This window comes from Streptomyces sp. ALI-76-A (assembly GCF_030287445.1).
GTDB lineage: Bacteria > Actinomycetota > Actinomycetes > Streptomycetales > Streptomycetaceae > Streptomyces.
In genome coordinates this window covers 6432098-6457542 of the sequence record NZ_JASVWB010000002.1, presented here as the reverse complement: position 1 = coordinate 6457542, position 25445 = coordinate 6432098, and the positions used below count along the sequence as shown (strand labels likewise).

17 protein-coding genes and 1 pseudogene are annotated in these 25445 nt (G+C 69.9%); 6 read left to right on the top strand and 12 right to left on the bottom strand.

Annotation, left to right across the window (positions count from 1 at the left end; translation table 11 throughout):
- Nucleotides 1-359 precede the first annotated feature (359 nt).
- The 3 genes from QQS16_RS29860 to QQS16_RS29850 all read right to left on the bottom strand — a co-directional run bounded on the left by QQS16_RS29860 (nucleotide 360) and on the right by QQS16_RS29850 (nucleotide 2661).
- Nucleotides 360-1265: an ADP-ribosylglycohydrolase family protein gene (locus QQS16_RS29860; protein ID WP_286065144.1), complete on the bottom strand. Its 906-nt coding sequence runs from the start codon at nucleotides 1263-1265 to the stop codon at nucleotides 360-362.
- A 12-nt stretch (nucleotides 1266-1277) separates the two neighbouring features.
- Nucleotides 1278-1937 carry a histidine phosphatase family protein gene (locus QQS16_RS29855; RefSeq protein ID WP_286065143.1) on the bottom strand — a complete coding sequence of 220 codons (660 nt, stop codon included), beginning with the start codon at nucleotides 1935-1937 and terminating at the stop codon, nucleotides 1278-1280.
- Nucleotides 1938-2055: 118 nt separating this feature from the next.
- The gene (locus tag QQS16_RS29850) at nucleotides 2056-2661 is read right to left on the bottom strand and encodes a YdbC family protein (protein ID WP_286065142.1); all 606 of its coding nucleotides are present in this window, start codon (nucleotides 2659-2661) and stop codon (nucleotides 2056-2058) included.
- 149 nt (nucleotides 2662-2810) lie between these two features.
- Between QQS16_RS29850 and QQS16_RS29845 the strand changes: the two genes are divergently transcribed.
- Nucleotides 2811-3344 (top strand): TerD family protein, encoded by a 534-nt coding sequence (locus QQS16_RS29845; RefSeq protein ID WP_353479696.1) that lies wholly within the window; start codon nucleotides 2811-2813, stop codon nucleotides 3342-3344.
- 151 nt (nucleotides 3345-3495) lie between these two features.
- Here the strand turns inward: QQS16_RS29845 and QQS16_RS29840 are convergent, their stop codons facing one another.
- Together QQS16_RS29840 and nrdR are read right to left on the bottom strand one after the other, a co-directional pair.
- Nucleotides 3496-6390 (bottom strand): vitamin B12-dependent ribonucleotide reductase, encoded by a 2895-nt coding sequence (locus tag QQS16_RS29840; protein ID WP_286065140.1) that lies wholly within the window; start codon nucleotides 6388-6390, stop codon nucleotides 3496-3498.
- Nucleotides 6391-6556: 166 nt separating this feature from the next.
- Complete coding sequence (gene nrdR, locus QQS16_RS29835) at nucleotides 6557-7117, bottom strand: transcriptional regulator NrdR (protein ID WP_286065139.1); 561 nt, start codon at nucleotides 7115-7117, stop codon at nucleotides 6557-6559.
- 563 nt (nucleotides 7118-7680) lie between these two features.
- Here nrdR and lexA point away from each other — a divergent pair.
- Nucleotides 7681-8460, top strand: a complete 780-nt coding sequence (gene lexA, locus QQS16_RS29830; protein ID WP_232031127.1) for a transcriptional repressor LexA — start codon at nucleotides 7681-7683, stop codon at nucleotides 8458-8460.
- Between the two features lie 157 nt (nucleotides 8461-8617).
- On the opposite strand, the gene QQS16_RS29825 is transcribed toward lexA, so the two are convergent.
- The 4 genes from QQS16_RS29825 to QQS16_RS29810 form a co-directional block, all read right to left on the bottom strand.
- Complete coding sequence (locus tag QQS16_RS29825) at nucleotides 8618-10594, bottom strand: ATP-dependent DNA helicase (RefSeq protein WP_286065138.1); 1977 nt, start codon at nucleotides 10592-10594, stop codon at nucleotides 8618-8620.
- A 358-nt stretch (nucleotides 10595-10952) separates the two neighbouring features.
- On the bottom strand, nucleotides 10953-11723 hold the full coding sequence (locus QQS16_RS29820; RefSeq protein WP_502963860.1) for a GNAT family N-acetyltransferase: 771 nt from the start codon (nucleotides 11721-11723) through the stop codon (nucleotides 10953-10955).
- Nucleotides 11724-11877: 154 nt separating this feature from the next.
- Complete coding sequence (locus QQS16_RS29815) at nucleotides 11878-13992, bottom strand: IucA/IucC family protein (RefSeq protein ID WP_286065136.1); 2115 nt, start codon at nucleotides 13990-13992, stop codon at nucleotides 11878-11880.
- Between the two features lie 475 nt (nucleotides 13993-14467).
- Entirely contained in the window at nucleotides 14468-16018 is a 1551-nt protein-coding gene (locus QQS16_RS29810) for an aminotransferase class III-fold pyridoxal phosphate-dependent enzyme (protein ID WP_286066501.1), read from the bottom strand.
- 787 nt (nucleotides 16019-16805) lie between these two features.
- Here QQS16_RS29810 and QQS16_RS29805 point away from each other — a divergent pair.
- The 3 genes from QQS16_RS29805 to QQS16_RS29795 all read left to right on the top strand — a co-directional run bounded on the left by QQS16_RS29805 (nucleotide 16806) and on the right by QQS16_RS29795 (nucleotide 20656).
- Nucleotides 16806-17072: a heavy-metal-associated domain-containing protein gene (locus tag QQS16_RS29805; protein ID WP_286065135.1), complete on the top strand. Its 267-nt coding sequence runs from the start codon at nucleotides 16806-16808 to the stop codon at nucleotides 17070-17072.
- A 114-nt stretch (nucleotides 17073-17186) separates the two neighbouring features.
- The gene (locus QQS16_RS29800; RefSeq protein ID WP_286065134.1) at nucleotides 17187-19472 is read left to right on the top strand and encodes a heavy metal translocating P-type ATPase; all 2286 of its coding nucleotides are present in this window, start codon (nucleotides 17187-17189) and stop codon (nucleotides 19470-19472) included.
- Between the two features lie 446 nt (nucleotides 19473-19918).
- Nucleotides 19919-20656 (top strand): SAM-dependent methyltransferase, encoded by a 738-nt coding sequence (locus tag QQS16_RS29795; RefSeq protein WP_286065133.1) that lies wholly within the window; start codon nucleotides 19919-19921, stop codon nucleotides 20654-20656.
- A gap of 226 nt (nucleotides 20657-20882) precedes the next feature.
- On the opposite strand, the gene QQS16_RS29790 is transcribed toward QQS16_RS29795, so the two are convergent.
- A complete protein-coding gene (locus QQS16_RS29790) occupies nucleotides 20883-21491 on the bottom strand; it encodes a DM13 domain-containing protein (RefSeq protein ID WP_286065132.1) in 609 nt (202 codons plus the stop codon).
- Nucleotides 21492-21869: 378 nt separating this feature from the next.
- On the opposite strand from QQS16_RS29790, the gene QQS16_RS29785 reads away from it, so the two are divergent.
- Nucleotides 21870-23093 carry a trypsin-like serine peptidase gene (locus QQS16_RS29785; protein WP_286065131.1) on the top strand — a complete coding sequence of 408 codons (1224 nt, stop codon included), beginning with the start codon at nucleotides 21870-21872 and terminating at the stop codon, nucleotides 23091-23093.
- 204 nt (nucleotides 23094-23297) lie between these two features.
- Here the strand turns inward: QQS16_RS29785 and QQS16_RS29780 are convergent.
- Nucleotides 23298-23539 (bottom strand): annotated as a pseudogene (locus QQS16_RS29780) (transposase); the annotation flags it as partial.
- Nucleotides 23540-23751: 212 nt separating this feature from the next.
- Nucleotides 23752-25266, bottom strand: a complete 1515-nt coding sequence (gene hflX / locus QQS16_RS29775) for a GTPase HflX (RefSeq protein WP_286065130.1) — start codon at nucleotides 25264-25266, stop codon at nucleotides 23752-23754.
- Nucleotides 25267-25445: the final 179 nt, after the last annotated feature.

Below are 25445 nucleotides of genomic sequence, written 5' to 3'. Positions count from 1 at the left end.
CTGGGCGCACCCAGCACAGCCAGCACAGCCAGCACAGCCAGCACAGCCAGCACAGCCAGCACAGCCAGCACAGCCAGCACAGCCAGCAGCATCATGGGATCCAGCCCGAACTGCATGGTCACCTCCTGCGGCCCCTCGCCTCTCCCCCACCTGTGGGAGCCCGCGCATCACACAGCGGATGACATGAGAACGGCCAGACCGTCACGGAGAGTTCCCAACACACACGGAGAGTCTCAACCGCCCGCACACGCCGGAATCTCCCTGGCACCTCTCCGGCGACGCCTCGCCGGCACCCAGGCGGGCGCGCCCGCACGGCCCGCACGGACGCCCACCGACCACCAGATCGCCAGAAGGCTCCGTCAGAAGGCGACGGGCACCCACTCCGGCACGGCTTCCGTACGCGCTACCCACTCGGCGGGCGGTGACCCCGCCTTGCCCGACGCGATCACTCCGCCGACGATGGCGCAGGTCGTGTCCACATCGCCACCGACCTGCGCGGTCGTCCAGAACGCCTGCTCGTAGTCTCCGAGCGACCGTGCGGCCGACCAGAGTGCGAAAGGCACGGTGTCGTGGGCCGTGGTGCGGCGCCCGCAGCCCAGCACGGCGGCGACGGTGCCCGCGTCCGCGTAGTCGAGCATGTCCCGGGCCCGTCGCAGGCCGGCGCCGACGGCGCTCTTCGGGACGAGCGCGATGACGCCGTCGAGGAGCGCCTCCGCTCTGGGCGGCCCGTCCGGGGCACTGGCCAGCGCGGCGGCCGCGGCGACGGCCATGGCGCCGACCACGGCCTCACGGTGCTGATGCGTCGGGTAGGCCGAGATCTCCGCCTGGTGGGTCGCCTGCTCGGGGTCGTCCGCGTACCAGGCGCCCAGGGGTGCGATACGCATCGCGGCGCCGTTGCCCCAGGACCCCTGTCCGTTGAAGAGTGCCGAGGCGAGCGTCCGCCAGTCACCACCCTCCCGCACCAGCCGGAGCAGGCGGTTGACCGCGGGCCCGTAGCCGCGGTCGAAGTCGTGGTGCTCGGCGAAGGAGTGGGCCAAGGCGTCCTGGTCGATGCGGTGGTGGGCGGCCAGGACGGCGACCACGGAGCAGGCCATTTCCGTGTCGTCGGTCCACTGCCAGGAACCGGGCGGCAGCTCACGGTCCTTCAGCAGCGGGTAGTTCACCGGCACGAAGAACTGCGAGCCCAGCGCGTCCCCCACCGCCAGCCCGCGCAGGCTGGCCAGGGCGCGTCCCAGGCGCCCGTCGGGAGAGAAGTCAGTGGTCATCGCCCTGCCACCCTATCCGGTGATCCCGTACGGTTCCGGATCCCGCCAGCGTTCGAAGGGCCGGTCCAGCGCGTATTTGCCGTCGTCCCCGAGAACGAGCATCCGCATCTCCGCGTTCCCCGGGTTCGCCAACGACTCGAATTCGGCGACCGTCCAGTGGAACCAGCGCATGCAGAACAGGCGCATGGCCAGACCGTGGGTGACCAGCAGCACGTTCGGCGGGTGGTCGGGGGCCTCGAAGCTCCGGTACAGGCTCTCCAGGAAGCCGCCGACCCGGTCGTACACATCGGCGCCGGACTCGCCCTGGGCGAAACGGTAGAAGAAGTGCCCGTAGGCGTCCCGGTAGGCCTTCTGGAGGCGGACGTCGTCGCGGTCCTGCCAGTTGCCCCAGTCCTGCTCACGCAGCCGGGGTTCCTCGCGCACCCGTATGAGCTCGGAGTCGAGGTGGAAGGCACGCAGCGTCTCGTGCGTACGGCGGTACGGGGAGACGTACACGCTGACTCGTTCGCGGCCGAAGACCTCGCGCAGCCGTTTGCCGGTCTCCTCCGCCTGCTGCCAGCCCTGCTCGGTCAGGGCGAGAGCGTGGTCGGGTTCCCGCTCATAAACGGTGTCATCAACATTGCCCGTTGACTCGCCGTGCCGGACAAGGACGATGCGCCGTGGTCGTGCCATGCCAAAACCCTAGATCGCGTGAGGCCCTCTGGAGCACCGGTACGGCCCCATACGGCGTAGGTCACACACTTTCCGCACCAGGGGCCATGTCAGGGAACAGGCATCGCGCTCCCGGAGGTCACACCGTCCAGCTCGGTTCCAGCTCGACGATGTCCCCGGTCAGGGCGGCGACGTCCGCCTCCGTCTGGGCCCGCAGGGCGAGCCGTTCCACCCGCTCGGCGCGGTACTTGCCGTGCTCGGCGGCCGACCGCCACATCGACAGCACCAGGAACTCATGCCCAGGCGCCTCGCCGAACAGACCGCGGAGCATGCCGGGCGAACCGGCCATCGCGGGGTTCCAGACCTTCTCCTGCATCAGCATGAAGTGCTCGGCCCGCCCTGCGTGCACACGACAATGAGCGAACCGCACCAGGTCGGCGTCGGAGAACCGGGGCTCGAAGCCGGTCTTCACGTCGAAGCGGTAGTCGAACAGCTTGACCTGGACGTCCTTGAAGGTGCCGGACTGCGTCGCCGCCAGCCGGTCGTGGGATCGGGCCATGAAGGAGTCGTAGAAGGCACGGCTCTCCCAGAAGGCGAAGATGTGCGCCACACCCTGCCGCCCCCGGCTCCAGCCGCCCCCCTGCCCCCGAAACCCCGGCTCCCCCAGAAGCCCCGCCCACTTTCGCTGCCCCCGCTCGAAACCGCGGCGGTCCACCACGGTGCAGCGAATCCACTTGACCAGCACCGCGCCATGGTAAGGCCACGGAGCGTGGCGCCGGTCACGCTCGTCGGTAGTCCTGCTCCGCGAGCGCACCCACATGCATGGCAGGATGGACAATCTGCCTTGCCTGCCCGGCAGTTCGGGTCGGCACCACAGGGGGAAGGGGAAGCCTGGTGAACGGCCTCAGCAAGGGGATCCGCAAAGTCGAGATCGCCCTCAAATGGGACCCGAGCGCAGCGGACCAGCCGCCGACCGATCTGGACATAGTGGCTGCGACCTATCGTGCGAGCGATCCGTATGGGGATCCCGCCTATGTGGTGCACTTCGACAGTCGCTCCCCCGACGGCACCATCTACCTCAACCGCGACAGCAAGGACGGCAAGGGCTTCGGCTGGGACGAAGTGATGACGGTCGAGCTCGACCGTCTCGACGCCCGCTACGCGCGCGTGGTGGTCGGCGTCGTCGTCCAGCAGCGCCCGGGCCGCCGCACCTTCGTCAGCGTGATCAATCCGGCGTTGCGCATCCGTGAGGGCTACACCGTCCTGGCCGAGGACGACTTCGGCGGTGTGCTCGGCTCGACGGCGACCACGGTCGCGGAGTTCGAACGACAGGAAGCCGGCACCTGGGACTTCCACCCCGGCCTCCACGGGTTCGCGGACGACCCCGTCACCTTCACTGCCACCATGGGCCGGGCTCACACGTCCTGACCCACAGGCCGCACGGGCGACATCGCCGGCCTTCCCGCGAAACGGTCTCTCACCGCTGTGCTGTCAGGACAAGAGAGGGGCGCCGACTCTCGGTCGGCGCCCCCTCCGTTCTCAGGGACTGGCTGTCAGACCGGGACGTGCCCGGCCGGGGTCAGCTGCAGCCGCTGGTGGAGCCGCAGCCCTCGCAGATGTAGCAGGAGCCGGCCCGCTGCATCTTCGTACCGCAGGAGAAGCACAGCGGGGCGTCGGCCTGGATGCCCAGTTGCATCTCCACCAGCTCGGCGCTGGTGTGGGCCTGCTGCGGAGCGGGCTTGACCGCCTCGACCTCGGCCTTCGGCGTGACGACCGCCTTGAGCTCCTGGGCTCGCGGCGCCGACTGGGCCAGGCCCTCGACGTCGACCTCGTCGTCGGTGGGCTCGTAGGAACCCGTCTCCAGGTGACGCTGACGCTCCTCGGCGGAGTGGATGCCGAGCGCGGAGCGCGTCTCGAACGGCAGGAAGTCGAGCGCCAGGCGGCGGAAGATGTAGTCGACGATCGACTGCGCCATCCGCACATCCGGGTCGTCCGTCATACCGGCCGGCTCGAAGCGCATGTTCGTGAACTTCGAGACGTACGTCTCCAGCGGCACCCCGTACTGGAGGCCGACGGAGACCGCGATGGAGAAGGCGTCCATCATGCCCGCGAGGGTCGAGCCCTGCTTCGACATCTTCAGGAAGACCTCGCCGAGACCGTCGTCCGGGTAGGAGTTGGCGGTCATGTAGCCCTCGGCGCCGCCGACGGTGAAGGACGTCGTGATCCCGGGACGGCCCTTGGGGAGGCGCTTGCGGACCGGGCGGTACTCGACGACCTTCTCGACCGTCTCGCGAATGGTGGCCTCGGCCTTCGCCGTGACCTCGACCTTCTCCTTCTCCTTGGTCTTCGCGGAGAGGGGCTGGCCGACCTTGCAGTTGTCGCGGTAGATGGCGAGCGCCTTGACGCCCATCTTCCACGCCTCGAAGTAGACCTCCTCGACGTCCTCGACGGTCGCCGTCTCCGGCAGGTTGACCGTCTTGGAGAGCGCTCCGGAGATCCACGGCTGGATCGCGGCCATCATGCGGACGTGGCCCATCGCGGAGATGGAGCGCTCGCCCATGGCGCAGTCGAAGACCTCGTAGTGCTCGGGCTTGAGGCCGGGGGCGTCGATCACATTGCCGTGGTCGGCGATGTGGGCGACGATCGCCTCGATCTGCTCCTCCTGGTAACCCAGGCGGCGCAGGGCCTGCGGGACGGTGCCGTTGACGATCTGCATCGAGCCGCCGCCGACCAGCTTCTTGAACTTGACCAGGGCGAGGTCGGGCTCGAGGCCGGTGGTGTCACAGGACATCGCGAGACCGATGGTGCCGGTCGGGGCGATGACGGACGCCTGGGAGTTACGGAAACCGTTCTTCTCGCCGAGGTGCAGGACGTCCTGCCAGGCCTCCGTGGCGGCGGCCCAGATCGGCGTGTCCAGGTCGTCCACACGGACGGCCTTGGCGTTCTCGTCGGAGTGCTGCTTCATGACCCGCAGGTGCGGCTGCGCGTTGCGCGCATAGCCGTCGTACGGGCCGACGACCGCGGCGAGCTCGGCGGAGCGCCGGTAGGACGTACCGGTCATCAGGGAGGTGATCGCCCCGGCGAGGGCACGGCCACCGTCCGAGTCGTACGCGTGGCCGGTCGCCATCAGCAGGGCGCCGAGGTTGGCGTAGCCGATGCCGAGCTGACGGAACGCGCGCGTGTTCTCGCCGATCTTCTGGGTCGGGAAGTCCGCGAAGCAGATGGAGATGTCCATCGCGGTGATGACGAGCTCGACGACCTTCGCGAAGCGCTCGATCTCGAAGGACTGGTTGCCCTTGCTGTCGTCCTTCAGGAACTTCATCAGGTTCAGCGAGGCGAGGTTGCAGGACGTGTTGTCCAGGTGCATGTACTCGCTGCAGGGGTTCGAGCCGTTGATACGCCCGGACTCCGGGCAGGTGTGCCAGTGGTTGATCGTGTCGTCGTACTGGATGCCCGGGTCGGCGCAGGCCCAGGCGGCCTCGGCCATCTTGCGGAAGAGCGACTTGGCGTCGACCTCCTCGATGACCTCACCGGTCATGCGGGACGTCAGGCCGAACTTGCCGCCCTGCTCGACGGCCTTCATGAACGCGTCGTTCACCCGGACCGAGTTGTTGGCGTTCTGGTACTGGACGGACGTGATGTCGTCGCCGCCCAGGTCCATGTCGAAGCCCGCGTCGCGCAGGGCGCGGATCTTCTCCTCTTCCTTCACCTTGGTCTGGATGAAGTCCTCGATGTCCGGGTGGTCGACGTCGAGGATGACCATCTTGGCGGCGCGGCGGGTGGCGCCACCCGACTTGATCGTTCCCGCGGAGGCGTCGGCGCCGCGCATGAAGGAGACCGGACCGGAGGCGTTGCCGCCGGAGGACAGCAGCTCCTTGGAGGAGCGGATACGGGAGAGGTTCAGGCCTGCGCCGGATCCGCCCTTGAAGATCATGCCCTCTTCCTTGTACCAGTCGAGGATCGACTCCATGGAGTCGTCGACGGACAGGATGAAGCAGGCCGAGACCTGCTGGGGCTGGGCCGTACCGACGTTGAACCAGACGGGGCTGTTGAAACTGAAGATCTGGTGCAGGAGGGCGTACGCCAGCTCGTGCTCGAAGATCTCCGCGTCGGCGGGCGAGGCGAAGTACTTGTGGTCCTCGCCGGCCTTCCGATAGGTCTTCACGATGCGGTCGATGAGCTGCTTGAGGCTCACCTCGCGCTGCGGGGTGCCCACGGCACCGCGGAAGTACTTGCTGGTGACGATGTTGACCGCGTTCACCGACCAGAAGCCGGGGAACTCGACGCCACGCTGCTCGAAGTTGACCGAGCCGTCGCGCCAGTTGGTCATGACGACGTCACGGCGCTCCCAGGACACCTCGTCGTACGGATGCACGCCGGGGGTGGTGTGGATGCGCTCGATACGCAGCCCCTTGGTCGCCTTGGTGCCCTTGGCGCGGGAACTCCGTGCCGGACCGCTCGCCGTCTCTGTCATGCCGCCTCCCTGTACGGGCTAAAACGCCCTGAAGTGCCACGATGTTCCCGTGACACGGTGTTCTGTCTGGTGTCGCGGGCGCCCTCCGACTACCGCCCGCAACAGGTTTTCTGATCGCCGCCACCGGCCGGACCCGGAGCCTGAGGCCTCGGGACCGGCCCGCCGGTCAGTCGGCGGCGCGCGCGGGTTCGGGGAACTGAGCAGTTCCTCCGGGCCCGCGTCGGTCTTCCTGGCTCCCCGCGACAACGCCCTCGCGGTCTTCGTCGTCCGCGGCGGGGGGTCCGGTCTGTTCCCTGAGTTCCGTGATGGCCGCCTCGAAGTCCTCGAGCGAGTCGAACGCCCGGTAGACGGAGGCGAAGCGCAGGTACGCGACGAGGTCGAGCTCCTGCAACGGGCCGAGTATGGCCAGCCCGACGTCGTGGGTGGTCAGCTCGGCGCTCCCGGTGGCCCGCACCGCCTCCTCGACCCGTTGGCCGAGCTGGGCGAGCGCGTCCTCGGTGACAGGCCGTCCCTGGCATGCCTTGCGCACACCGTTGATGACCTTGGTACGACTGAACGGCTCGGTGACTCCGGACCGCTTCACCACCATGAGCGAGCACGTCTCCACGGTCGTGAAACGACGGGAGCAGTCAGGGCACTGGCGGCGCCTGCGGATCGACGTGCCGTCGTCGGTCGTACGACTGTCGACGACGCGGCTGTCGGGGTGCCTGCAGAAAGGGCAGTGCATGAACTCCAACCCTCCTCACAGCAGACTCAATAGCCTCAGAAGGCCTCTTCGGCCTCACGAAGCAGCCCCAGCATAGGCGATCGTCGAGGACCCGAAGACCCGGGGGACCACAACTTCTGGGCTGCTGCTGCAATCCAACCACTACATGTGGGGATTGGCTCATACATACACCCCGCACGCGCGTGTCGCACGCGTAGAGGTAGGTGTCCCGAGTCCGCGGGCCCACACCGGCACCCGCGAGCGCACAGCAGTATCGCTTCGCCACATGCAGAGATACCGTGGGCGCCGCATGAAGGGCACGTGGGGTTCCCGCAGAGATGGGGGCCGGTCCCCGGCCGACGAGACAGTGGATGGCAGACTGGGGCGGCACCCACGAGGTTGCCACCCCGGCGGTGAAGAGTACGACAATGAGCCCTTTCGCCCGCTAGGTGCCACGTCAGCCATACACCCAGACACATGATCAAGTAAGGCTATTCGCCTTTTTTCACTCGAACGTGTGTTTGGCGCAACCTTTCGAAAGCAACTACCGTTGTCCAGCAGGGAGACCATCGAGAGGGGCCGACGTGACCACCACCGCAGACAGTGCCACCATCACTGCCCAGGACCGCTCCCAGGGCCGACTTGAGCCGGTGCATGCGATGAACGAAGCCACGAATCCCGAGGGGCACAAGCGCTCCCTGCCGGGCCGACCTCCAGGCATCCGGGCGGACAGCTCCGGACTCACCGACCGGCAGCGCCGGGTGATCGAGGTCATCAGGGACTCGGTGCAGCGGCGCGGCTACCCGCCGTCGATGCGGGAGATCGGCCAGGCCGTCGGCCTTTCCAGCACCTCCTCCGTCGCCCACCAGCTGATGGCACTGGAGCGCAAGGGCTTCCTGCGCCGCGACCCGCACCGGCCTCGCGCATACGAGGTGCGCGGCTCCGACCAGGCATCTTCGGCGCAGCCCACCGATACCGCCGGCAAGCCCGCCGCGTCCTACGTCCCCCTGGTCGGCCGCATCGCCGCCGGTGGCCCGATCCTCGCGGAGGAATCCGTCGAGGACGTCTTCCCGCTGCCCCGGCAGCTGGTCGGTGACGGTGAGCTGTTCGTTCTCAAGGTCGTCGGTGACTCCATGATCGAAGCCGCGATCTGTGACGGCGACTGGGTCACCGTCCGCCGCCAGCCGGTCGCCGAGAACGGCGACATCGTGGCCGCGATGCTGGACGGCGAGGCCACCGTCAAGCGCTTCAAGCGCGAGGACGGCCATGTCTGGCTCCTCCCGCACAACTCCGCCTACGAGCCGATCCCCGGCGACGACGCGACCATCCTCGGCAAGGTGGTCGCTGTGCTCCGCCGCGTGTGACGGCCGAGGCGGGCCGGCCCTCGGAGGCCGCCCTCTGACCGGGCCCCGGAACCTCTGCGCCGGTTCCGGGGCCCTGTGTTTTCGGTGTCAGACTCGCCTAGGCCCGATTCGCGTCCGGCCTGGAGAGCTGCCGCCTGCCCGGGCCGGACGCGGTTTGTCAGTCGGATTCCTGTCGCTTCGCCACCGCGTCGATCGAGGCCAGCGACTTCCGGACCTGGTTACCGTCCGTGGTGTACCAGAAGTCCGGCAGTGACGCCTTCAGATAACTCCCGTACCGTGCGGTAGCCAACCGCTGGTCCAGGACGGCGACGACGCCACGGTCCCCGGACGCCCGTACGAGCCGGCCGGCACCCTGGGCCATGAGCAGCGCCGCGTGGGTGGCGGCGACCGCCATGAAGCCGTTGCCGCCGGCATCCTCCACCGCCTTCTGGCGGGCGCTCATCAGCGGGTCGTCCGGTCGCGGGAACGGGATCTTGTCCATGACGACCAGCTGACAGCTGGGCCCGGGGACATCGACGCCCTGCCAGAGCGACAGCGTGCCGAAGAGACAGGTCTTCGGATCCGCCGCGAAGTTCTTGATCAGTTCGCCGAGTGTCTCCTCGCCCTGAAGGAGGATCGGGAACTCGGGGATCCGGGAGCGCAGTTCCTCCGCGGCCAACTGGGCGCCCCGCATCGAGGAGAACAGGCCGAGCGTGCGGCCGCCTGCCGCCTGGATCAGCTCGGTGAGCTCGTCGAGCATGTCCGCGCGGTCGCCGTCCCGCGCCGGGCGGGCCAGGTGCTTGGCGACGTACAGGATGCCCTGCCGGGGATAGTCGAAGGGCGAGCCGACGTCGACGCCCTTCCACTGCGGAACGTCCTCGCCTTCCGTGCCCTCGGGAGCGAGGCCCAGCGAAGCACCGACGCCGTTGAAGTCGCCGCCGAGCTTGAGGGTCGCGGACGTCAGGACCACCGAACGGTCCGCGAAGAGCTTCTCCCTCAGCAGACCGGACACGGACATGGGGGCGACGCGCAGGGAGGCACCGAAGCGGTCGTGCCGCTCGTACCAGACGACGTCCCACTCGGAGCCGTTCGTGATCCGCTCCGCCACGTCGTGCACGCTCTCCACGGAGGCCAGCGCCTGCTTGCGGACCGCGTCCTCGTCCTGGACCGACTTGTCGCGGGTGGCACCGATTCCGGAGATCACGGTGCGGCAGGCATCACGCAGCGCCATGAGCGCGTAGCCGAGGTCCTCCGGAATCTCCTCCAGGCGGCCGGGCAGCGCCAGTTCCATCAGCCGCTCGAAGCCCTCGGCAGCGGTCTGGAGCTGGTCGGCCGCCTTCTCGTTGACCAGCTTCGCCGCCCGCCGCACCGCGCGGTTGACCTGTCCGGGCGTGAGCTCGCCGGTGGCGACTCCGGTGACCCGGGAGACGAGTTCGTGCGCCTCGTCGACGATCAGCACCTCGTGCTGCGGCAGGACCGGGGCGCCCTCGATCGCGTCGATCGCGAGCAGGGCGTGGTTGGTGACGACGACGTCGGCGAGCTTGGCTCGCTCCCGGGACATCTCGGCGAAGCACTCGGCACCGTAGGCGCACTTCGTGGCGCCGAGGCACTCCCGCGAGGAGACCGACACCTGGGCCCAGGCCCGGTCGGAGACACCCGGCGTGAGGTTGTCACGGTCACCGGTCTCGGTCTCGTCCGACCATTCGCGCAGCCGCAGCAGGTCCTGGCCCAGCTTGCTGGTGGGAGCCGCGGCCTCGAACTGGTCGAAGAGCCCCTCCTCCTCGTCCTGCGGGACGCCCTCGTGCAGGCGGTGCAGACACAGGTAGTTCGACCTGCCCTTGAGCATCGCGAATTCCGGGCGGCGGCGCAGCAGCGGGTGCAGCGCATCGACCGTGCGTGGCAGGTCGCGCTCCACCAGCTGGCGTTGCAGCGCCAGAGTGGCGGTCGCCACGACGACGCGTTCCCCGTGCGCGAGCGCGGGCACGAGATAGCCCAGCGACTTTCCGGTGCCGGTGCCGGCCTGGACCAGCAGATGGGAGCCGTCGTCGATCGCGTTCGCGACGGCTTCGGCCATGGTCACCTGGCCAGGGCGCTCCGTGCCGCCGACGGCAGTGACGGCAGCATGCAGGAGTTCGGGGAGTGAGGGCTTCGTCATAGCGCGACCACCCTACGGCCCGGCACTGACAAACGGGCGATCAAGTCGGTGACCAGGGGTGGGATCAAGACCGGGTTCTCCTCGCGAGGGGATCGGATCGGTCCGGCGGCGGCCGAGCTCGGCGAGTTCGGGGACGGGGCCGGATCGCTTGCGGGTCGGGATCGCTTCGTTTTCGTCCGGTGATGAGTCGGCGGGGCCTGAGCCGGGGGCTCGACTGTCGCGGAGATCACGCTGGTCACGGCTCAGGTCGTGGAGCTGTGTAGGGCTCGGACCGACTCGGCTGGAAATCGGCCGGAGGCGAGTGGGAACCGGATCGGCGCGAGCGGTGTACCAAAAGTGATGACGCTGCGACGTGGCGTTACAGGAGATGGCGCAGGGACCGGTCTCGCAGCATGAGGGCGGCCCGCTTGGCGGGCAGGTCGACCTCGGCGGAGAAGCGGAATCCGGCATGGAGGAAAGCGGCGAGGGAGGGCGTGTTGCGAAGGTCGGGTTCCGCGACGAGGCGGGCACAGGAAGAGCGTTTGTCGAGCACGAGATCGGCGACGGACTTGAGCAGCGTGCTGCCGATACCTCGCCCCCGGTCGGTGACACCGCCGACGAGGAGGTGGATACCGATGTCGTGAGGACGGGCGGGATAGTGACGGGCCAGGGCATCGAGGTCCGCGCGGTAGATCTCCCAGTAGCTCATCGGCCTGCCGTCCAGCACACCGAGACACGGGACGCTGCGTCCGTCGCCGTCGCTTTGGGCCCGTAGGTGCTCCTCGGTGACGGTCCGAGGCCCGGCCATTTCCCAGAACTCGGCGACTGCGGGGTCGTTCATCCACCGGCTGACCAGCGCTAGATCCCGTTCCAGGCGGACGGGGACCAGGCGGAACTCGCCCGCTGGGGTGGCGACAGGCCCCCAGTCGACGATGTGGTCGAGCAGGTCATCAGTTCTCGGGAAGACGGAAGGGGGGCTTGTGGCGCGCACGGTAGGGATCGGTGCCGGGCCCACGGGAGTGGTGGGTGCGGGGCCCGGAGTCGGGGTCGGTACGCAGTCAGTGACGGTTCCCGCCTCGGTGAGGAGCGGGGAGAACTCGTCGGGCAGCCGCAGTTCCTGCGTGTTGGCGTTCGCGTCGGTGGGAGGCACGGCGGTGCTCCTCTCAGGCTGCGGAGTGGTCATGTTTCTCGGGAGGGGGTGCGGCGGCCAGATGTACCGCTCGGGAACGCAGGAGGTTTGCGGTTGCCGGAGGTCCGGAGGTAGGGCTCGTGAACGCGGGGGTTTGCGGTGGCGGCTATGGCACTCAGGAGTACAGGGGGTTGGCGATGGTGACGTAGACGGACTGGGTGTCCACCGGGCCGACCAGTTCGTCGAGTCCGTTCAGTCGGGTCAGCAGATTGGCCTTGCAGCGCAGAACGGGTGAGTCGAGCAGGCGGGCGGGCAGGTCGCCGCGCAGGCGGACGGGACCGGAGGTGACTGTCTGGAGGAAGCGGCGGAGGCCGGCGAGCAGCAGCCGTTCGTCGGCCAGGCACTGGGAGCCGAACGCGCCGATGAGACCGAAGACGTTGTTGATCGCGAGGTAGTACACGAACCGCTCGTCGGTGACCTCGTCGGAGACGAAGGTGTCGCTGTGTTCGCCGATCCCGCGCAGTCGGGCGTCGAGTTCCCCGCGTCGGGACTCGCGGAAGTAGTAGCCCTGGTTGTCGCGGTAACGGCCGCCGGAGGGCCAGCCGTCGCCGTCCAGCAGGAGCAGCGTGTTCTGCTGGTGCGCCTCCAGGGCGATGCCGGCCTCCGCGTCCAGCCACAGCACCGGACGGACCACCTGTTCGAGATAGCGCAGGAACCACTCGGCGGCAACGGCTTCCCGGCTGCGGCCGGTCCGGCCGGCAAGGCGAGTGACGATTTCGGTCAGGCGTGATCGCAGAACCGGACGGTCAGCGGTCCGGCGTTCTGTGGCGGCCTGTGGGACCTGTGGGCGGGGTGAGACGAGTCCGGCGACGCAGGAGACGTCGTCCGAGGGACTGAACGGGTTGTGCCGGATCATCACGTCCAGTCCGGGCACGGGCTTGCCGTCCGGTCCGTCGACGGCGAGCCAGGCCGGGTCTCGGACGATGTCGAACCCGGGGTGGACGGCCTGCCACTGGTGGACCAGGCCGCTGCGGAGCAACCGATGGACCTCCACACCACGGTGGAGTTCCTTGCGGAGGTGCTCGCGACGGGAGTTGGTGATGCGCAGGCCCAGCGACAGCTTGAGCATGGCGGGTGCGTGGGAGCGGTGGACGGTTCGCAGAGAGGAGGTGGGGTGCCATGGAACGCCGTGGGTGCCGAGGTCCTGGAGGAGTCCGGCGTCGAACAGGGCCGCGACCTCGGGGCGGTGCCGGACCTCGCGGAGTTGCCACGGGTGCAGGGGCAGGGCCGCGTGACCGTCGGGCAGCGGCAGCCCGGTTCCGGCGAGACGTGCCGTCAGCTGATCGGCGGGGACCAGGCGGCCACGCTCGGTCCAGGCCGAGTCGGTGGCCAGTACGGAGGGGGCGACAGCCAACCAGTGCAAGGGGAAGGAGCCCCGCACTTCGGGCGAGTACAGCCGGGCCTCGGCTTCGGAGAGACCCTCACGGCTCTTCGAGGTCGGGTGCAGAGGGTGTCCGAGCACGAGGGCCTGTTCGGCCGCGAGGAAGAGGTCGGGGATGTCGGCTGGGTGCTTCCTTCGCTCGCTCAGGATGGCACCGGTTCGGCGGACGGAGTCAGCCACGCTCGCGATGAGATCGGTGGCTCCGGTGCGGACGACCGGCTGGGCGAGGCCCCGGGGAGTGCTTGCAGCGGCGGCACCGGTCGCGGGGAGGACCGTGCCTGTCGCAGGGGTGACCGTGGTGGCCGTGGGTGGGATCGGAGGCGTGATGGTGGTGGAGCCGGAAGGCGCCGGGAGGTCGAGCGGCGGACCGGGGGCGGCGGTCGACTCCTGGGTCTTTGCGGTACGGCCGGCGATCTCGAGGTTCAGGGCTGGGGTGCTCGGCGCTTCCTGGGGAAGCGGTGTCCCTCTGACGAGCGCCGACTCATCGGTGGGCGCTGTCTCCCTGGCGAGCAGCGCGGCGACCGTCACCGCGTCGGCCACCGGGGACTCGTCAGGAGTGCCGGCGAAGTGCGGGAGACCGAAGCGGTGCCATCCCGTCGGGGACCAGTACTGGACGGGGACGAGAAGGGCCGTTCCGCTGGCCGGGAGCGGGATGCGGAGGACGCCGTTGTCGGGGACGGGGAGGTGAGCTGGGAGGTGAGCCTCGCGTACCCAGCAGCGCAACAGGCTCTCCACGCCTGCGGCCTCAGCTGCGGTGTGCGGATCGGGATGCAGCAGGAGGTCGGGGCCGACGGTGTGGGACGGCTGGGCCGCCGGGTTGCTTCGCTGAGCGCGGGATGTCTGGGGCATCTGGAACATCCCCGTCTGAGCAGGTCTGTCCGCTCCTGGGGAGGCTGCGGCTTGGAGACAGGACGCCGTTGTTCGCCGGTCGGGCGGCGTGGCGGTCGGGGCGGGGGCGACGGGTGCTGCCTGGCGGAGGACCATTTCGTCTCCGTCGGTGGAGCTTGGCGAGGCTGAGCCCGAAGGTCCTCGTGACGGGAGGACGGCGGGGGCAGTGTCGTCGGGGACGGAGCCGGCGTTCACAACGTGTTCCCTCGGGGTGGGTCTGGTTCGAGCGGGCGGGAGGTGGGCCTGGTTCGTAAAGGCGGAACGGGGCGGCGTCGTACCGGTGTGGGGACGCGCCATGGGTTCGGGTGTTGCAGAAGTCCGGGAGTTCGGTCGGAGGTGAGCGATGGTCGGGGCGAGTCAGTCGGCGCGGGGTGCGTCCGGGAGGACGCGCAGGCATGGGTCCCGGTGCAGGCGCAACGCCTGGGCATCGTCACGATCACCGGGGGCGTCGTTGGTCGCCGTGTGCGTGGCTGCGGGCCACCGTCTCCACGGCGTCGGCCAGTCGGTCCAGCACCGCGGTCGCCTGTTCGTCGCTGATCGTCAGCGGCGGAAGCAGCCGTACGACGCTCGTGTGATGGCCGCCGAGCTCGACGATCAGGCCCCTGCGCAGACACTCCCGCTGCACAGCGGCCGCGAGTTCCGGAGCAGGTGGGCGAGGCGCGGTGGTGGCGTGGGGAGGCAGCTCCGGCTCGGCCCAGGCGTCACCACAGCGGTCGGCCCAAGGGTCTTCGTCACCGCTGACATCGCTGACGCCGCCATCGGCCGACCGGTGCGTCTCACCACCGCCAGCCCCGTCGATCTCGCTGGCGCCGTCACCCCCACCGCTCTTGACACCCCGCTCCTTCCCCGCCGTGTCCACGATCTCCAGGCCGATCATCAGCCCGCGCCCCCGCACATCGCCGATCAGCGGAAACGCGGTCGCCAGTTCCCGGAGTCGGGTCAGCATGCGGGCGCCCAGCGTGGCCGCGCGTTCGGCAAGGCGGTTCTCGCGGACGTAGGCCAAGGTCGCCGTCCCCGCGGCCATGGCGAGTTGGTTGCCGCGGAACATGTCCCCGTGTGGCCGGGGCTCCCCCACGCCGAGGTCGTCGCGGTACACGATGACGGCCAGGGGCAGGCTGCCGCCGATGGCCTTGGAGAGGACCATCACGTCAGGGGTGACACCGCTGTGCTCCACCGCCCAGAAGGCGCCGGTGCGACCCACGCCGGTCTGGATCTCGTCGGCGATCAGGGGGATGGACCGTGCCGCGGTGATCTGCCGCACGCGTCGCATCCACGCGTCCGGCGCGGGAATCACCCCGCCCTCGTCCTGCACGGGTTCGAGGATCATCCCGGCGGGCAGTGGCGTCCCCGACCGGGGATCGTCGAGGGCGGACTCGGTCCAGCGGGCGGCAAGTTCAGCGCCGTGCTCCCCGCCGACGCCGAACGGACAGTGGTAGTCCTGCGGATAGGGCAGGCGTGTGACCCGTCCGGCGAAAGCGGCTCCGGACGCTCCCAGTGCCGCGGCGGTCACGCCGCGGTGGGCGCCGGCGAAGGCGAGCAGGTCGCTGCGGCCGGTCGCGGAACGGACGAGCTTGAACGCGGCCTCCACCGCGTCCGCTCCGGACGGTCCGCAGAACTGCACCCGCGCGCGGTCGGCGAGCCCGGGCGGCAGGGTGCGGAACAGTTCGGTGAGGAAGGCGTCCTTGACGGGGGTGGCCAGATCGAGGGCGTGCAGCGGTGCCCCCGAGTCGAGGACTCTCCGGATCGCCTCCAGGACAACGGGGTGGTTGTGCCCGAGTGCCAGGGTCCCCGCGCCCGAGACGCAGTCAAGGTAACGGCGGCCGTCCGCGCCCTCGATGGTCAGCCCGCGTGCCCGCACCGGGACGATCGGCAGGGCACGCGCGTAGGTGCGCGCCGCAGGCTCGCACGCCGACTGACGCCTCAGATCTCCCTCGTACGCAGAACGCACGCCTGCGGACGCCCCGGCACCCCTACCGGTGCGTCCCACATCAGCACACGCCTCGCCGGCCTTGGAGGCGCTACCGGCCTCGTCCGCCTTGCCAACCTCGTCTGCCTTGCTGATCTCGTCCGGCTTGCCGGCCGCTTCAGGCGTGGCCGTGGTGGTGGCGGCATCCTCATGAGCATCGGCGGCATCACCACGTGCGGCGGTGGCGCCCTCTCCAAGAACAGAGGCGGTGGCAACACCTGGTGCGGCGGCGGCCTCCTCGGTCTCGGCCACCGCGGCCTCCCCGGGCACAGTCTCGGTCACGGCCACGGTTTTCCCCGTTCTCCCGCTGTCCAGGGCGTGCGGTCTCTCGCGTCCTCGCCCGACCCGACATACGCACCCCCGCGGGCCTTCACTCGAAATCGCCGGGTATTCGGACACGGGGGATCGGACCGACCACCGTCGGCACCAAGCCCCCACCGCTACCAACCCCGGGCCGCACGCCGGGTTACGGGTTGCCTCGGAATCCAGCCGGTCCATCGTTTGATGGCGCTCGCCGGCGTCACGTACCGCGCCGTGGCAGCCCTTCCGCAGCGTGCGGGAGACCGTCGGGCGGGCGACCATCGTGCGCGGCACGCGGCGCCGGCCCGCAGGCAAGGCGACGCACAGCCGGCCGCCACCCCGCCCCCCACACGAACGCCCGCCAGGGAGATTCCGGGCCGGACGGGACTTCTCCCCCGGAGTCTCACTTCAGGAATACCCCGAGGGGGTATATGGTTGACCTTGCCAGGAGGGCGGGGACGACTCCCTCCCGGAAGCAGCCCACGCATCGACACCCGAGGAAGAAGCCATGACCGACCAGAAGAACTCCGACTCCGGCACCACGGCCGACGCCCGGTCCGGTGGGGTCACGACCGTCTACAAGGTGACCGGCATGACCTGCGGCCACTGCGAAGGCGCGGTCTCGCAGGAAGTGTCCGCGCTGGACGGCGTCGCCTCGGTCAAGGCGGACGCCAAGACGGGTGAAGTGACCGTCACCTCCGCCGACCCGCTCGACGAAGAGACCGTCCGCGCCGCCGTCGACGAGGCGGGTTACGAGCTCGTCGGCACGGTGTGACCCCGTCCGGGGCACCTGACCCCGGACCGGACCACGCGATGACCTCCGCGCCGGGACGCGCCGCACCGCTGATACGGACGCCGTACGTCCCGGCCTTCCCCAGGAGAATCCCCCATGCCCAGCACGGTTCCCGAGCAGACGCGTCCCGGCACGGCCCCCCGCGCCGCCCCTGAGGTCGAGCTCTCCATCGGTGGCATGACCTGCGCCTCGTGCGCGGCCCGTGTCGAGAAGAAGCTCAACCGGATGGACGGCGTCACGGCAACCGTCAACTTCGCCACGGAGAAGGCGAGGATCTCCTACGCGGACGGGATCGAGGTGGCCGATCTCATCGCCACCGTCGAGAAGACCGGATACACGGCGAAGAGGCCGCCCCCGCCGTCGCCCCCCGCCGGTGCGGAGGGCGACGTCCGGTCGGCCGCTCCCGCCGCGGACGGGGAGTTGCTCTCCCTGCGGCAGCGCCTGTACGTGTCGCTCGCGCTCTCGGTACCGGTGGTCCTGATGGCGATGGTCCCGGATCTGCAGTTCGACAACTGGCAGTGGCTGTCGCTGACGCTCGCCGCTCCGGTCGTCGTATGGGGCGCGTTCCCCTTTCACAGGGCGGCGTGGACGAATGTCCGGCACGGTGGCGCGACCATGGACACGCTGGTGTCCATCGGCACGCTCGCCGCCCTGGGCTGGTCACTGTGGGCGCTGTTCTTCGGGGACGCCGGGATGCCGGGCATGCGCCACGGATTCGAGTTCACCATCAGCCGCTCGGACGGCTCGTCGTCCATCTACCTGGAGGCCGCGGCCGGCGTCACCACCTTCATTCTCGCCGGGCGCTATCTGGAGGCGAGGTCCAAGCGCAAGGCGGGTGCCGCGCTCAGGGCACTGATGGAACTGGGCGTGAAGGACGTGTCGGTGCTGCGGGGCGGCACGGAGGTACGCATTCCGGTCGCGCAGTTGGCAGTCGGTGACCGGTTCGTCGTACGTCCGGGGGAGAAGATCGCGACCGACGGGACCGTCGTCGAGGGCGTGTCGGCGGTGGACGCCTCCATGCTGACAGGCGAGTCCGTGCCGGTGGACGTGACCGTCGGCGACGCGGTGACCGGGGCGACCGTGAACGCCGGCGGGCGCCTGGTCGTCGAGGCGACCCGGATCGGCGCCGACACCCAGCTCGCCCACATGGCGAAGCTCGTCGAGGACGCGCAGAACGGCAAGGCCGAGGTGCAGCGTCTCGCGGACCGGATCTCCGGCGTCTTCGTGCCCGTGGTGCTGCTGATCGCCGCCGCCACCCTCGGGGCCTGGCTCGGACTCACGGGTGACCCGACCGCCGCGTTCACGGCCGCCGTGGCCGTTCTGATCATCGCCTGCCCGTGCGCCCTCGGGCTCGCGACGCCGACCGCACTGATGGTCGGCACGGGCCGCGGTGCCCAGCTCGGCATCCTCATCAAAGGGCCGGAGGTCCTGGAATCCACGCGCCGCGTCGACACCGTCGTCCTCGACAAGACCGGCACGGTGACCACGGGCCGGATGCAGTTGCAGGACGTCTTCGCGGCGCCGGGAACGGACCGGGCCGAACTGCTGCGGCTGGCGGGCGCGCTGGAGCACGCCTCCGAGCACCCCATCGCCCGGGCCGTGGCGGCCGGGGCCGTGGAGCGGGCCGGGAGCCTGCCCGTGCCGGAGAGCTTCGAGAACGTCGCAGGCCTCGGGGTCCAGGGTGTCGTCGACGGGCACGCCGTCCTCGTCGGGCGCGAGAAGCTCCTGGCGGAATGGGCCATCGAGCTGCCCCGGGAACTGTCCGAGGCCAAGGCCGCCGCGGAGGCGGAGGGACGTACGGCGGTCGCTGTCGCCTGGGACGGCCAGGCACGCGGTGTCCTCACCGTCGCCGACGCCATCAAGGAGACCAGCGGCGAGGCGGTGGCGGAGCTGCGCCGACTGGGCCTGATGCCCGTGCTCCTGACCGGCGACAACCGGACGGTCGCCGACGCGGTGGCCGAGGCCGTCGGCATCGACGAGGTCATCGCCGACGTCCTCCCCCAGGACAAGGTCGATGTGGTCAAGCGACTCCAGGCCGAGGGCCGGACGGTCGCGATGGTCGGTGACGGTGTCAACGACGCGGCCGCCCTCGCCCAGGCCGACCTGGGCCTGGCCATGGGGACCGGCACGGACGCGGCCGTCGAGGCGGGTGACCTGACCCTCGTCCGCGGTGATCTCCGAGTCGCGGCGGACGCCATCCGCCTCTCCCGCAGGACCCTGGCCATCATCAAGGGCAACCTGTTCTGGGCCTTCGGCTACAACGTCGCGGCCCTGCCGCTCGCCGCCGCCGGCCTGCTCAACCCCATGATCGCCGGTGCGGCCATGGCCTTCTCGTCGGTCTTCGTCGTCACCAACAGCCTGCGCCTTCGGTCCTTCACGTAGCGCGGCCGACCATCACGCACCGTCGGCCCGGACCCGCCCGGCCCGGCCCGGGAGCGAGCGGAGCCGGCCGACTTCGGGACGCGGCAGATCGACCGGCTCGACAGATCGACCGGCTCCGCGGGCTACGGCCCGGGCTGCTGCCTGCGGGCCGCCGGGCTGCGGACGACCTGCGCGGGAGGACCGGCAACACGTACAGCTGGATGATCGCGGCCTCCAGGTCGCGGATGGCCGGCCGACCCTGGTCCGCAAGCACGCGCAGGCACCGGCCACGGCGGGGTGATCCCTTGCCGGGTCCGGTCCGGTCCGGTCCGGTCCGGTCCGGTCCGGTCCGGTCCGTGCCACGCCCGCCCAAGTTCGGGGCTCTTGTTGGCCTGCCGGCGCGCACCCCGGCACGGGCTACCCGAAATCGCGTGCGGGCGGGCAACTCGGCGTGTCAGGCTCCGCCGATGGACCGACAACTGATCTCCAGGCGTGCTCACGCGGATCATCCGATCGCGGCCCCGCTCGACGACGACTCCGTACGCCGACTGCTGGACCACGGTCTCCCACGCGGTGACGAGCGCGTACTCGACCTCGGCTGCGGCGGTGGGGAATGGCTGCTGCGTGCCCTGAGCTCGCGCCCACGGCTGCGGGCCGAGGGAGTCGACGTCTCCGAGGTGTCACTGGCGCACGCACTCAGGGCCGCGCAACGGCTCGGTGTCCAGGACCGCTTGGTCCTCCACCGTCAGGACGCCGCGCTGTTCGCCCCCTCCCACGGCTTCGATCTGGTGCTGTGCGTGGGAGCCACGCACGCCTTCGGCGGCCTGCTCCCCACACTCGCGGCAGCACGCAAACACCTGGCCCCCGGGGGGCGCGTTCTGGTCGGAGACGGGTTCTGGGGCCGAGAGCCCTCACCCGAGGCCGTCGACCTGCTCGGGGAGTTCACCGACCTGCCGACGACGCTGGACCGGATCGTCGCGGACGGATGGGCGCCCGTCCAGGGGCATATCAGCACCCGGCAGGAACTCGACGACTACGAGTGGGCCTGGACAGGGACGCTGACCTCCTGGGCCCTGGACCACCCGGACGACCCGGACAGCGCCCAGGCACTCGAGGCAGCCGCCCTCCATCGCGACGAGTGGCTGCGTGTCTATCGCGACCTGCTGGGGTTCGTCTCCCTGGTCCTGCGTCCGGCGAACGGCTGACCTCCCGGACCCCGCCGCCGGCCCGGAGCACGCCGCCGCCCCGGCGGCCGGGGTGCGACGCGGTCGACCGCGAGGTGCAGCCCGTAGCAGGACAGCGCCCGAGCCCGTGCCGCCGGTCAGCCGGCTCGAAGCGGGCTGTACACCCGGACCGGACCTGCGTGACCCGCGGCAAGCCGCCTGGCCGGCGCAGCCCCGCCACGCCGCCGCCCCGCCGGTCTGCCCGGCATCACGCACGCGCCAGTTCAGCGGCGCCGAACGACACGTCGAAACGGTCGCACCAGATACTGACGCTGGTGTAGCGGGCCAGGTCGATGCCGTCGGGCAGGGTGTAGTTCTGGCTTCCCTTGTTGCCCTTGAGCTTGCCGAGGCTGACGTACTCCCCGTCGTCGAAGACGTGCCAGCCCGCCTGGCCCTCCTTCACCGGCGCGTCGGTCAGCCAGACCCGCAGGTCCGGACCGTTGCTGGTGTCGAGGTTCTCCAGCCGGACGATGTGGGAGCCGTCGGCCAGCCGGACGAGCTTCACCGTGCCCGATGTCGCGTGTTCGTGACTGATCAGCTCACCGCTCGCAAGTGCCTGCGGCCCTGCGGCCGAGGAGGAAGGCGACGCGGAGGGCGTTTCCGACGGCGTTCCAAGAGGGGTTCCAGAAGGCGTTGCCGAGGCCGCCGCGGGAGGCGCGGAAGTCTCGACGACCCCCGGCAGGGCCTCGTTGACGGTCTCGTCCTGCCACAGCTTCCACGGCTGGAACCAGTACAGCCCCAGGCCCCCTCCGACGACCGCCATCACCAACGCTCCGATGACCAGTGGTCTGGTCAGCATCTTCCGCACGCGCTCCATCCCGCCCCACCCCTTGTATGCCTGGTCTCTCCCCCATTCAACGGGAAAGCCCGAACGCCGCGTAACCCGCGGAAGATGACGGAAGTCCCACAACTCAGCACCGAAGCCCGGGGGATGAAGAGGCTCAGGGGAACCGAGAAGGCCGAAGGGCTGCCGATCTCGCGGACCGATTCTCGTAAGCTGCCAGGTCAGACAGCCCGTAGCGAAACCGTTGCCGTTCGGTGGGAAGTCACCCCTGGCGGGGGCATATCGTGTGAGGCCGTTCCCGAAGTCCGTGAGACCGGTATGAACTCGGTGTCAGATCCGTGTGAGACCGGCAGAGTTCAGCCCGAGGATCACGGCCCAGCACCACGTTCGCCCACCCAGGGGGAGTCAGACATGCGATCCATACGGCCGTCGTTCACCGCTCGTCGGGGGAGGAACACGCGCCGCGGAACCTCCCCCGTCCTGGCCGCCGTCGCACTCGCGTCGGCGCTCGCACTCACCGCCACCGCCTGCGGTTCCGGTGATGCCGAGGCGGGCGGCGAGGCCGCCTCCTCCGCCGCCGCCACGGGCGACGGCAAGATCAAGATCCCGGACAGCCTCAGGGACAAGCTCAAAGAGCACGGCATCGACATCGACAAGTGGAAGAACGGGGCCTGGAAGGACTGGGACCGGGACGACTGGCTGCGCGAGGCCGACGAATACATCAACCCGATCATCGAGGGCCTGTGGAACCCGGACCGGATGCGGAAGGCGGAGGACCCGGACAACGCCGTCGAGGACAGCGACCTCACGGGTGAGCAGGGTGTGACGGATCCGACGCCCGAGCCGGTGGACGCGACGGCCGTGTCGCCCGCGTACCACGACAACGTCCCCGAGGCGGGCAAGGTGTTCTTCGACTCCCCCGAGGGCACGATGGTCTGCTCGGCGACGGTTGTGCAGGACCCGGCCCACCCCGGTAAGTCCAACATGGTGTGGACGGCCGGCCACTGTGTGCACGCCGGCAAGAGCGGCGGCTGGTACCGCAACATCGCCTTCGTGCCCTCGTACAACGACGAGGCCAGGACGACCGCGGAGCTGCAGAACGTCCCCCGGGAGGAGGTCGCTCCGTACGGCGTCTGGTGGGGTGACTGGGCGCAGACCTCTGACCAGTGGATCGAGCAGGGCGGTGCGACGGGCGGTGACGGCGCCGCGCACGACTTCGCGGTCATCCATGTGACTCCGGAGCAGGGCGGCAACGGCAAGTCCCTGGAGGAGACGGTCGGTTCAGCGCTTCCGGTGGACTTCAACGCTCCGGCGGCGACGCAGCTGGACCGCATCACGGCGACCGGGTATCCGGCGGCGGCGCCGTTCGACGGCGAGACGATGTACCAGTGCCAGGACAAGCCGGGTCGGCTGTCGATCTCCGCGTCGGATCCGACGATGTACCGGATCGGCTGCACCATGACGGGCGGTTCGTCCGGCGGCGGCTGGGTCGCCACGGGTTCGGGCGGCGAGCCGGCGCTGGTGTCCAACACCTCGATCGGCCCGGCGAGCGCGGGCTGGCTGGCCGGCCCCCGTCTGGGCGAGGCGGCCAAGGGCGTGTACGACTCGGTCAGCGGGAAGTTCGCGGGCCAGTGACCCGCCGACAGGCAGGCGTTCCCCGCGGACGTGAGCAGGACGTAGCGGGTCGTAGCGGCACGTAGCAGGGCTTAGCCAGACGTTGCGGCATGTGCGGCGGTCGGTGACACCGGCGCCGACATGTCGAAGTCACCGCAGCCGTGCCGGCCGGTCCGCCCGATCGGCGCTTTCCAGGGGGCGTCGCAACAGTGGTGGTGTCGGCTGGGCCGGGAACAGTTCATGCAGGCGCTCGGCTGGGGTTTCCCAGCCGAGCATGCTGCGTGGGCGGCCGTTGAGTTCGGCGGCGACGGCGTCGAGGTGTCGCGGGTGTGGACGGTCAGGTCGGTGCCCTCGGGGAGTACTACCGCAGCAGTCCGTTCATGTTCGTGTTCGTGTCGCGCGCTGCCAGACGCCGACGGGGTTGCGGAAGTGGACCGGATGTCGGTGGCGACGGTGAACTCACGATGACGGCCTCTCGCTGCCGCGCGGACCGTGGCCGTCTCCCGCAGCCGGTCGGCTACGCAGTCCGTTCGACCTGGCGCAGGTACCTGAACACGCCAGAGGGCGGCACCGCCGGCTGAGCCGGGGATGCCGCCCTCCGCTTGCGTCGGCGCGGCGGCCGTTACGCCACCGGCGGCCCGTCTTGGCGTCGATGCCTACGGTCCCGCACGCCTGGTTGCTACTGGGGCCCCGCCGCATGAGCGGGAAGCAGAGCCGGCACGTACGGCGCCAGCTCCGCCGCCAGTTCCTCGTGCACCCGCGCCTTGAGCAGCGTGCCCTCCGGGGTGTGCTCCGCGGAGATCACCTCGCCCTCGTCGTGGGCACGCGCGACCAGCTTGCCGTGCGTGTAGGGCACGAGGACCTCGATCTCGACCGACGGCCGCGGCAGCTCGTTGTCGATCAGCGCGAGCAGTTCGGCGATGCCCCGGCCGGTACGGGCCGAGACAGCGATCGAACGCTTCTCGATCCGCATCAGCCGCTGGAGCGTCAGCGGGTCGGCCGCGTCCGCCTTGTTGATCACGACGATCTCCGGTACGCCGGTGGCTCCGACGTCCCTGATCACCTCGCGCACGGCGGCCAGCTGCTCCTCCGGGTTCGGGTGCGAGCCGTCCACCACGTGCAGGATCAGGTCGGACTCGCCGACCTCCTCCATGGTGGAGCGGAACGCCTCGACCAGGTGGTGCGGCAGGTGCCGGACGAAACCGACCGTGTCGGCCAGCGTGTACAGGCGGCCGCTCGGGGTCTCGGCCCGGCGCACGGTCGGGTCGAGGGTCGCGAACAGGGAGTTCTCGACCAGCACGCCCGCGCCCGTGAGGCGGTTGAGCAGCGAGGACTTTCCGGCGTTGGTGTAGCCCGCGATGGCGACGGACGGCACCTTGTGGCGCTTGCGTTCCTGGCGCTTGATCTCGCGGCCGGTCTTCATGTCCGCGATCTCCCGGCGCATCTTCGCCATCTTCTCGCGGATCCGACGCCGGTCCGTCTCGATCTTGGTCTCACCCGGACCACGGGTGGCGAGGCCGCCGCCCTTGCCGCCGCCCATCTGACGGGACAGCGACTGGCCCCAGCCGCGCAGCCTCGGCAGCATGTACTGCATCTGCGCCAGCGCGACCTGCGCCTTGCCCTCTCGGGACTTCGCGTGCTGGGCGAAGATGTCGAGGATCAGGGCCGTACGGTCGATGACCTTGACCTTGACGACGTCTTCGAGGTGGATGAGCTGGCCGGGGCTGAGCTCACCGTCGCAGATGACGGTGTCCGCGCCCGTCTCGAGCACGATGTCCCGCAGCTCCTCGGCCTTGCCGGAGCCGATGTAGGTGGCCGCGTCGGGCTTGTCGCGGCGCTGGATCACGCCGTCGAGCACGACCGCGCCCGCGGTCTCCGCGAGGGCGGCGAGCTCCGCGAGGGAGTTCTCCGAGTCCTGTACGGTCCCCGAGGTCCACACGCCGACGAGCACGACCCGCTCCAGGCGGAGCTGGCGGTACTCGACCTCGGTGACGTCCTCGAGTTCGGTGGAGAGACCCGCGACGCGGCGCAGGGCCGCGCGCTCGGAGCGGTCGAACTGCTCCCCGTCCCGTTCTCCGTCGATCTCGTGGCTCCAGGCGACGTCCTCTTCCATCAGGGCATCGGCCCGAAGACCTTCGGGGTAGGTGTGCGCGAAGCGCTCAGTGTCCTGGGAAGAAGATGAAGAGGAGGTCATTGGATCCTTACGTCGATGGGGGTTTCCGATAGGCGGCGACAGAGCGGAAGCGGAGCTTCTGAGCTGCCGCGTCACCTCTCACAACGCACGAGTACCCCGGGAGATTCCCGTGTCCCGTGCCGCGCCGACCTGACGATGGTCGCACGGCACGGCCCGTCTCGTCACTGTCTTATTCGCAG

What these genes read in the sequence shown, in the direction of transcription:
- QQS16_RS29860 (WP_286065144.1), bottom strand. Translation starts at nt 1,265, where the DNA reads ATGACCACTGACTTCTCTCCCGACGGGCGCCTGGGACGCGCCCTGGCC.
- QQS16_RS29855 (WP_286065143.1), bottom strand. Translation starts at nt 1,937, where the DNA reads ATGGCACGACCACGGCGCATCGTCCTTGTCCGGCACGGCGAGTCAACG.
- QQS16_RS29840 (WP_286065140.1), bottom strand. Translation starts at nt 6,390, where the DNA reads ATGACAGAGACGGCGAGCGGTCCGGCACGGAGTTCCCGCGCCAAGGGC.
- nrdR (WP_286065139.1), bottom strand. Translation starts at nt 7,117, where the DNA reads ATGCACTGCCCTTTCTGCAGGCACCCCGACAGCCGCGTCGTCGACAGT.
- QQS16_RS29825 (WP_286065138.1), bottom strand. Translation starts at nt 10,594, where the DNA reads ATGACGAAGCCCTCACTCCCCGAACTCCTGCATGCTGCCGTCACTGCC.
- QQS16_RS29815 (WP_286065136.1), bottom strand. Translation starts at nt 13,992, where the DNA reads ATGCCCCAGACATCCCGCGCTCAGCGAAGCAACCCGGCGGCCCAGCCG.
- QQS16_RS29805 (WP_286065135.1), top strand. Translation starts at nt 16,806, where the DNA reads ATGACCGACCAGAAGAACTCCGACTCCGGCACCACGGCCGACGCCCGG.
- QQS16_RS29800 (WP_286065134.1), top strand. Translation starts at nt 17,187, where the DNA reads ATGCCCAGCACGGTTCCCGAGCAGACGCGTCCCGGCACGGCCCCCCGC.
- QQS16_RS29795 (WP_286065133.1), top strand. Translation starts at nt 19,919, where the DNA reads ATGGACCGACAACTGATCTCCAGGCGTGCTCACGCGGATCATCCGATC.
- QQS16_RS29790 (WP_286065132.1), bottom strand. Translation starts at nt 21,491, where the DNA reads ATGGAGCGCGTGCGGAAGATGCTGACCAGACCACTGGTCATCGGAGCG.
- QQS16_RS29785 (WP_286065131.1), top strand. Translation starts at nt 21,870, where the DNA reads ATGCGATCCATACGGCCGTCGTTCACCGCTCGTCGGGGGAGGAACACG.
- hflX (WP_286065130.1), bottom strand. Translation starts at nt 25,266, where the DNA reads ATGACCTCCTCTTCATCTTCTTCCCAGGACACTGAGCGCTTCGCGCAC.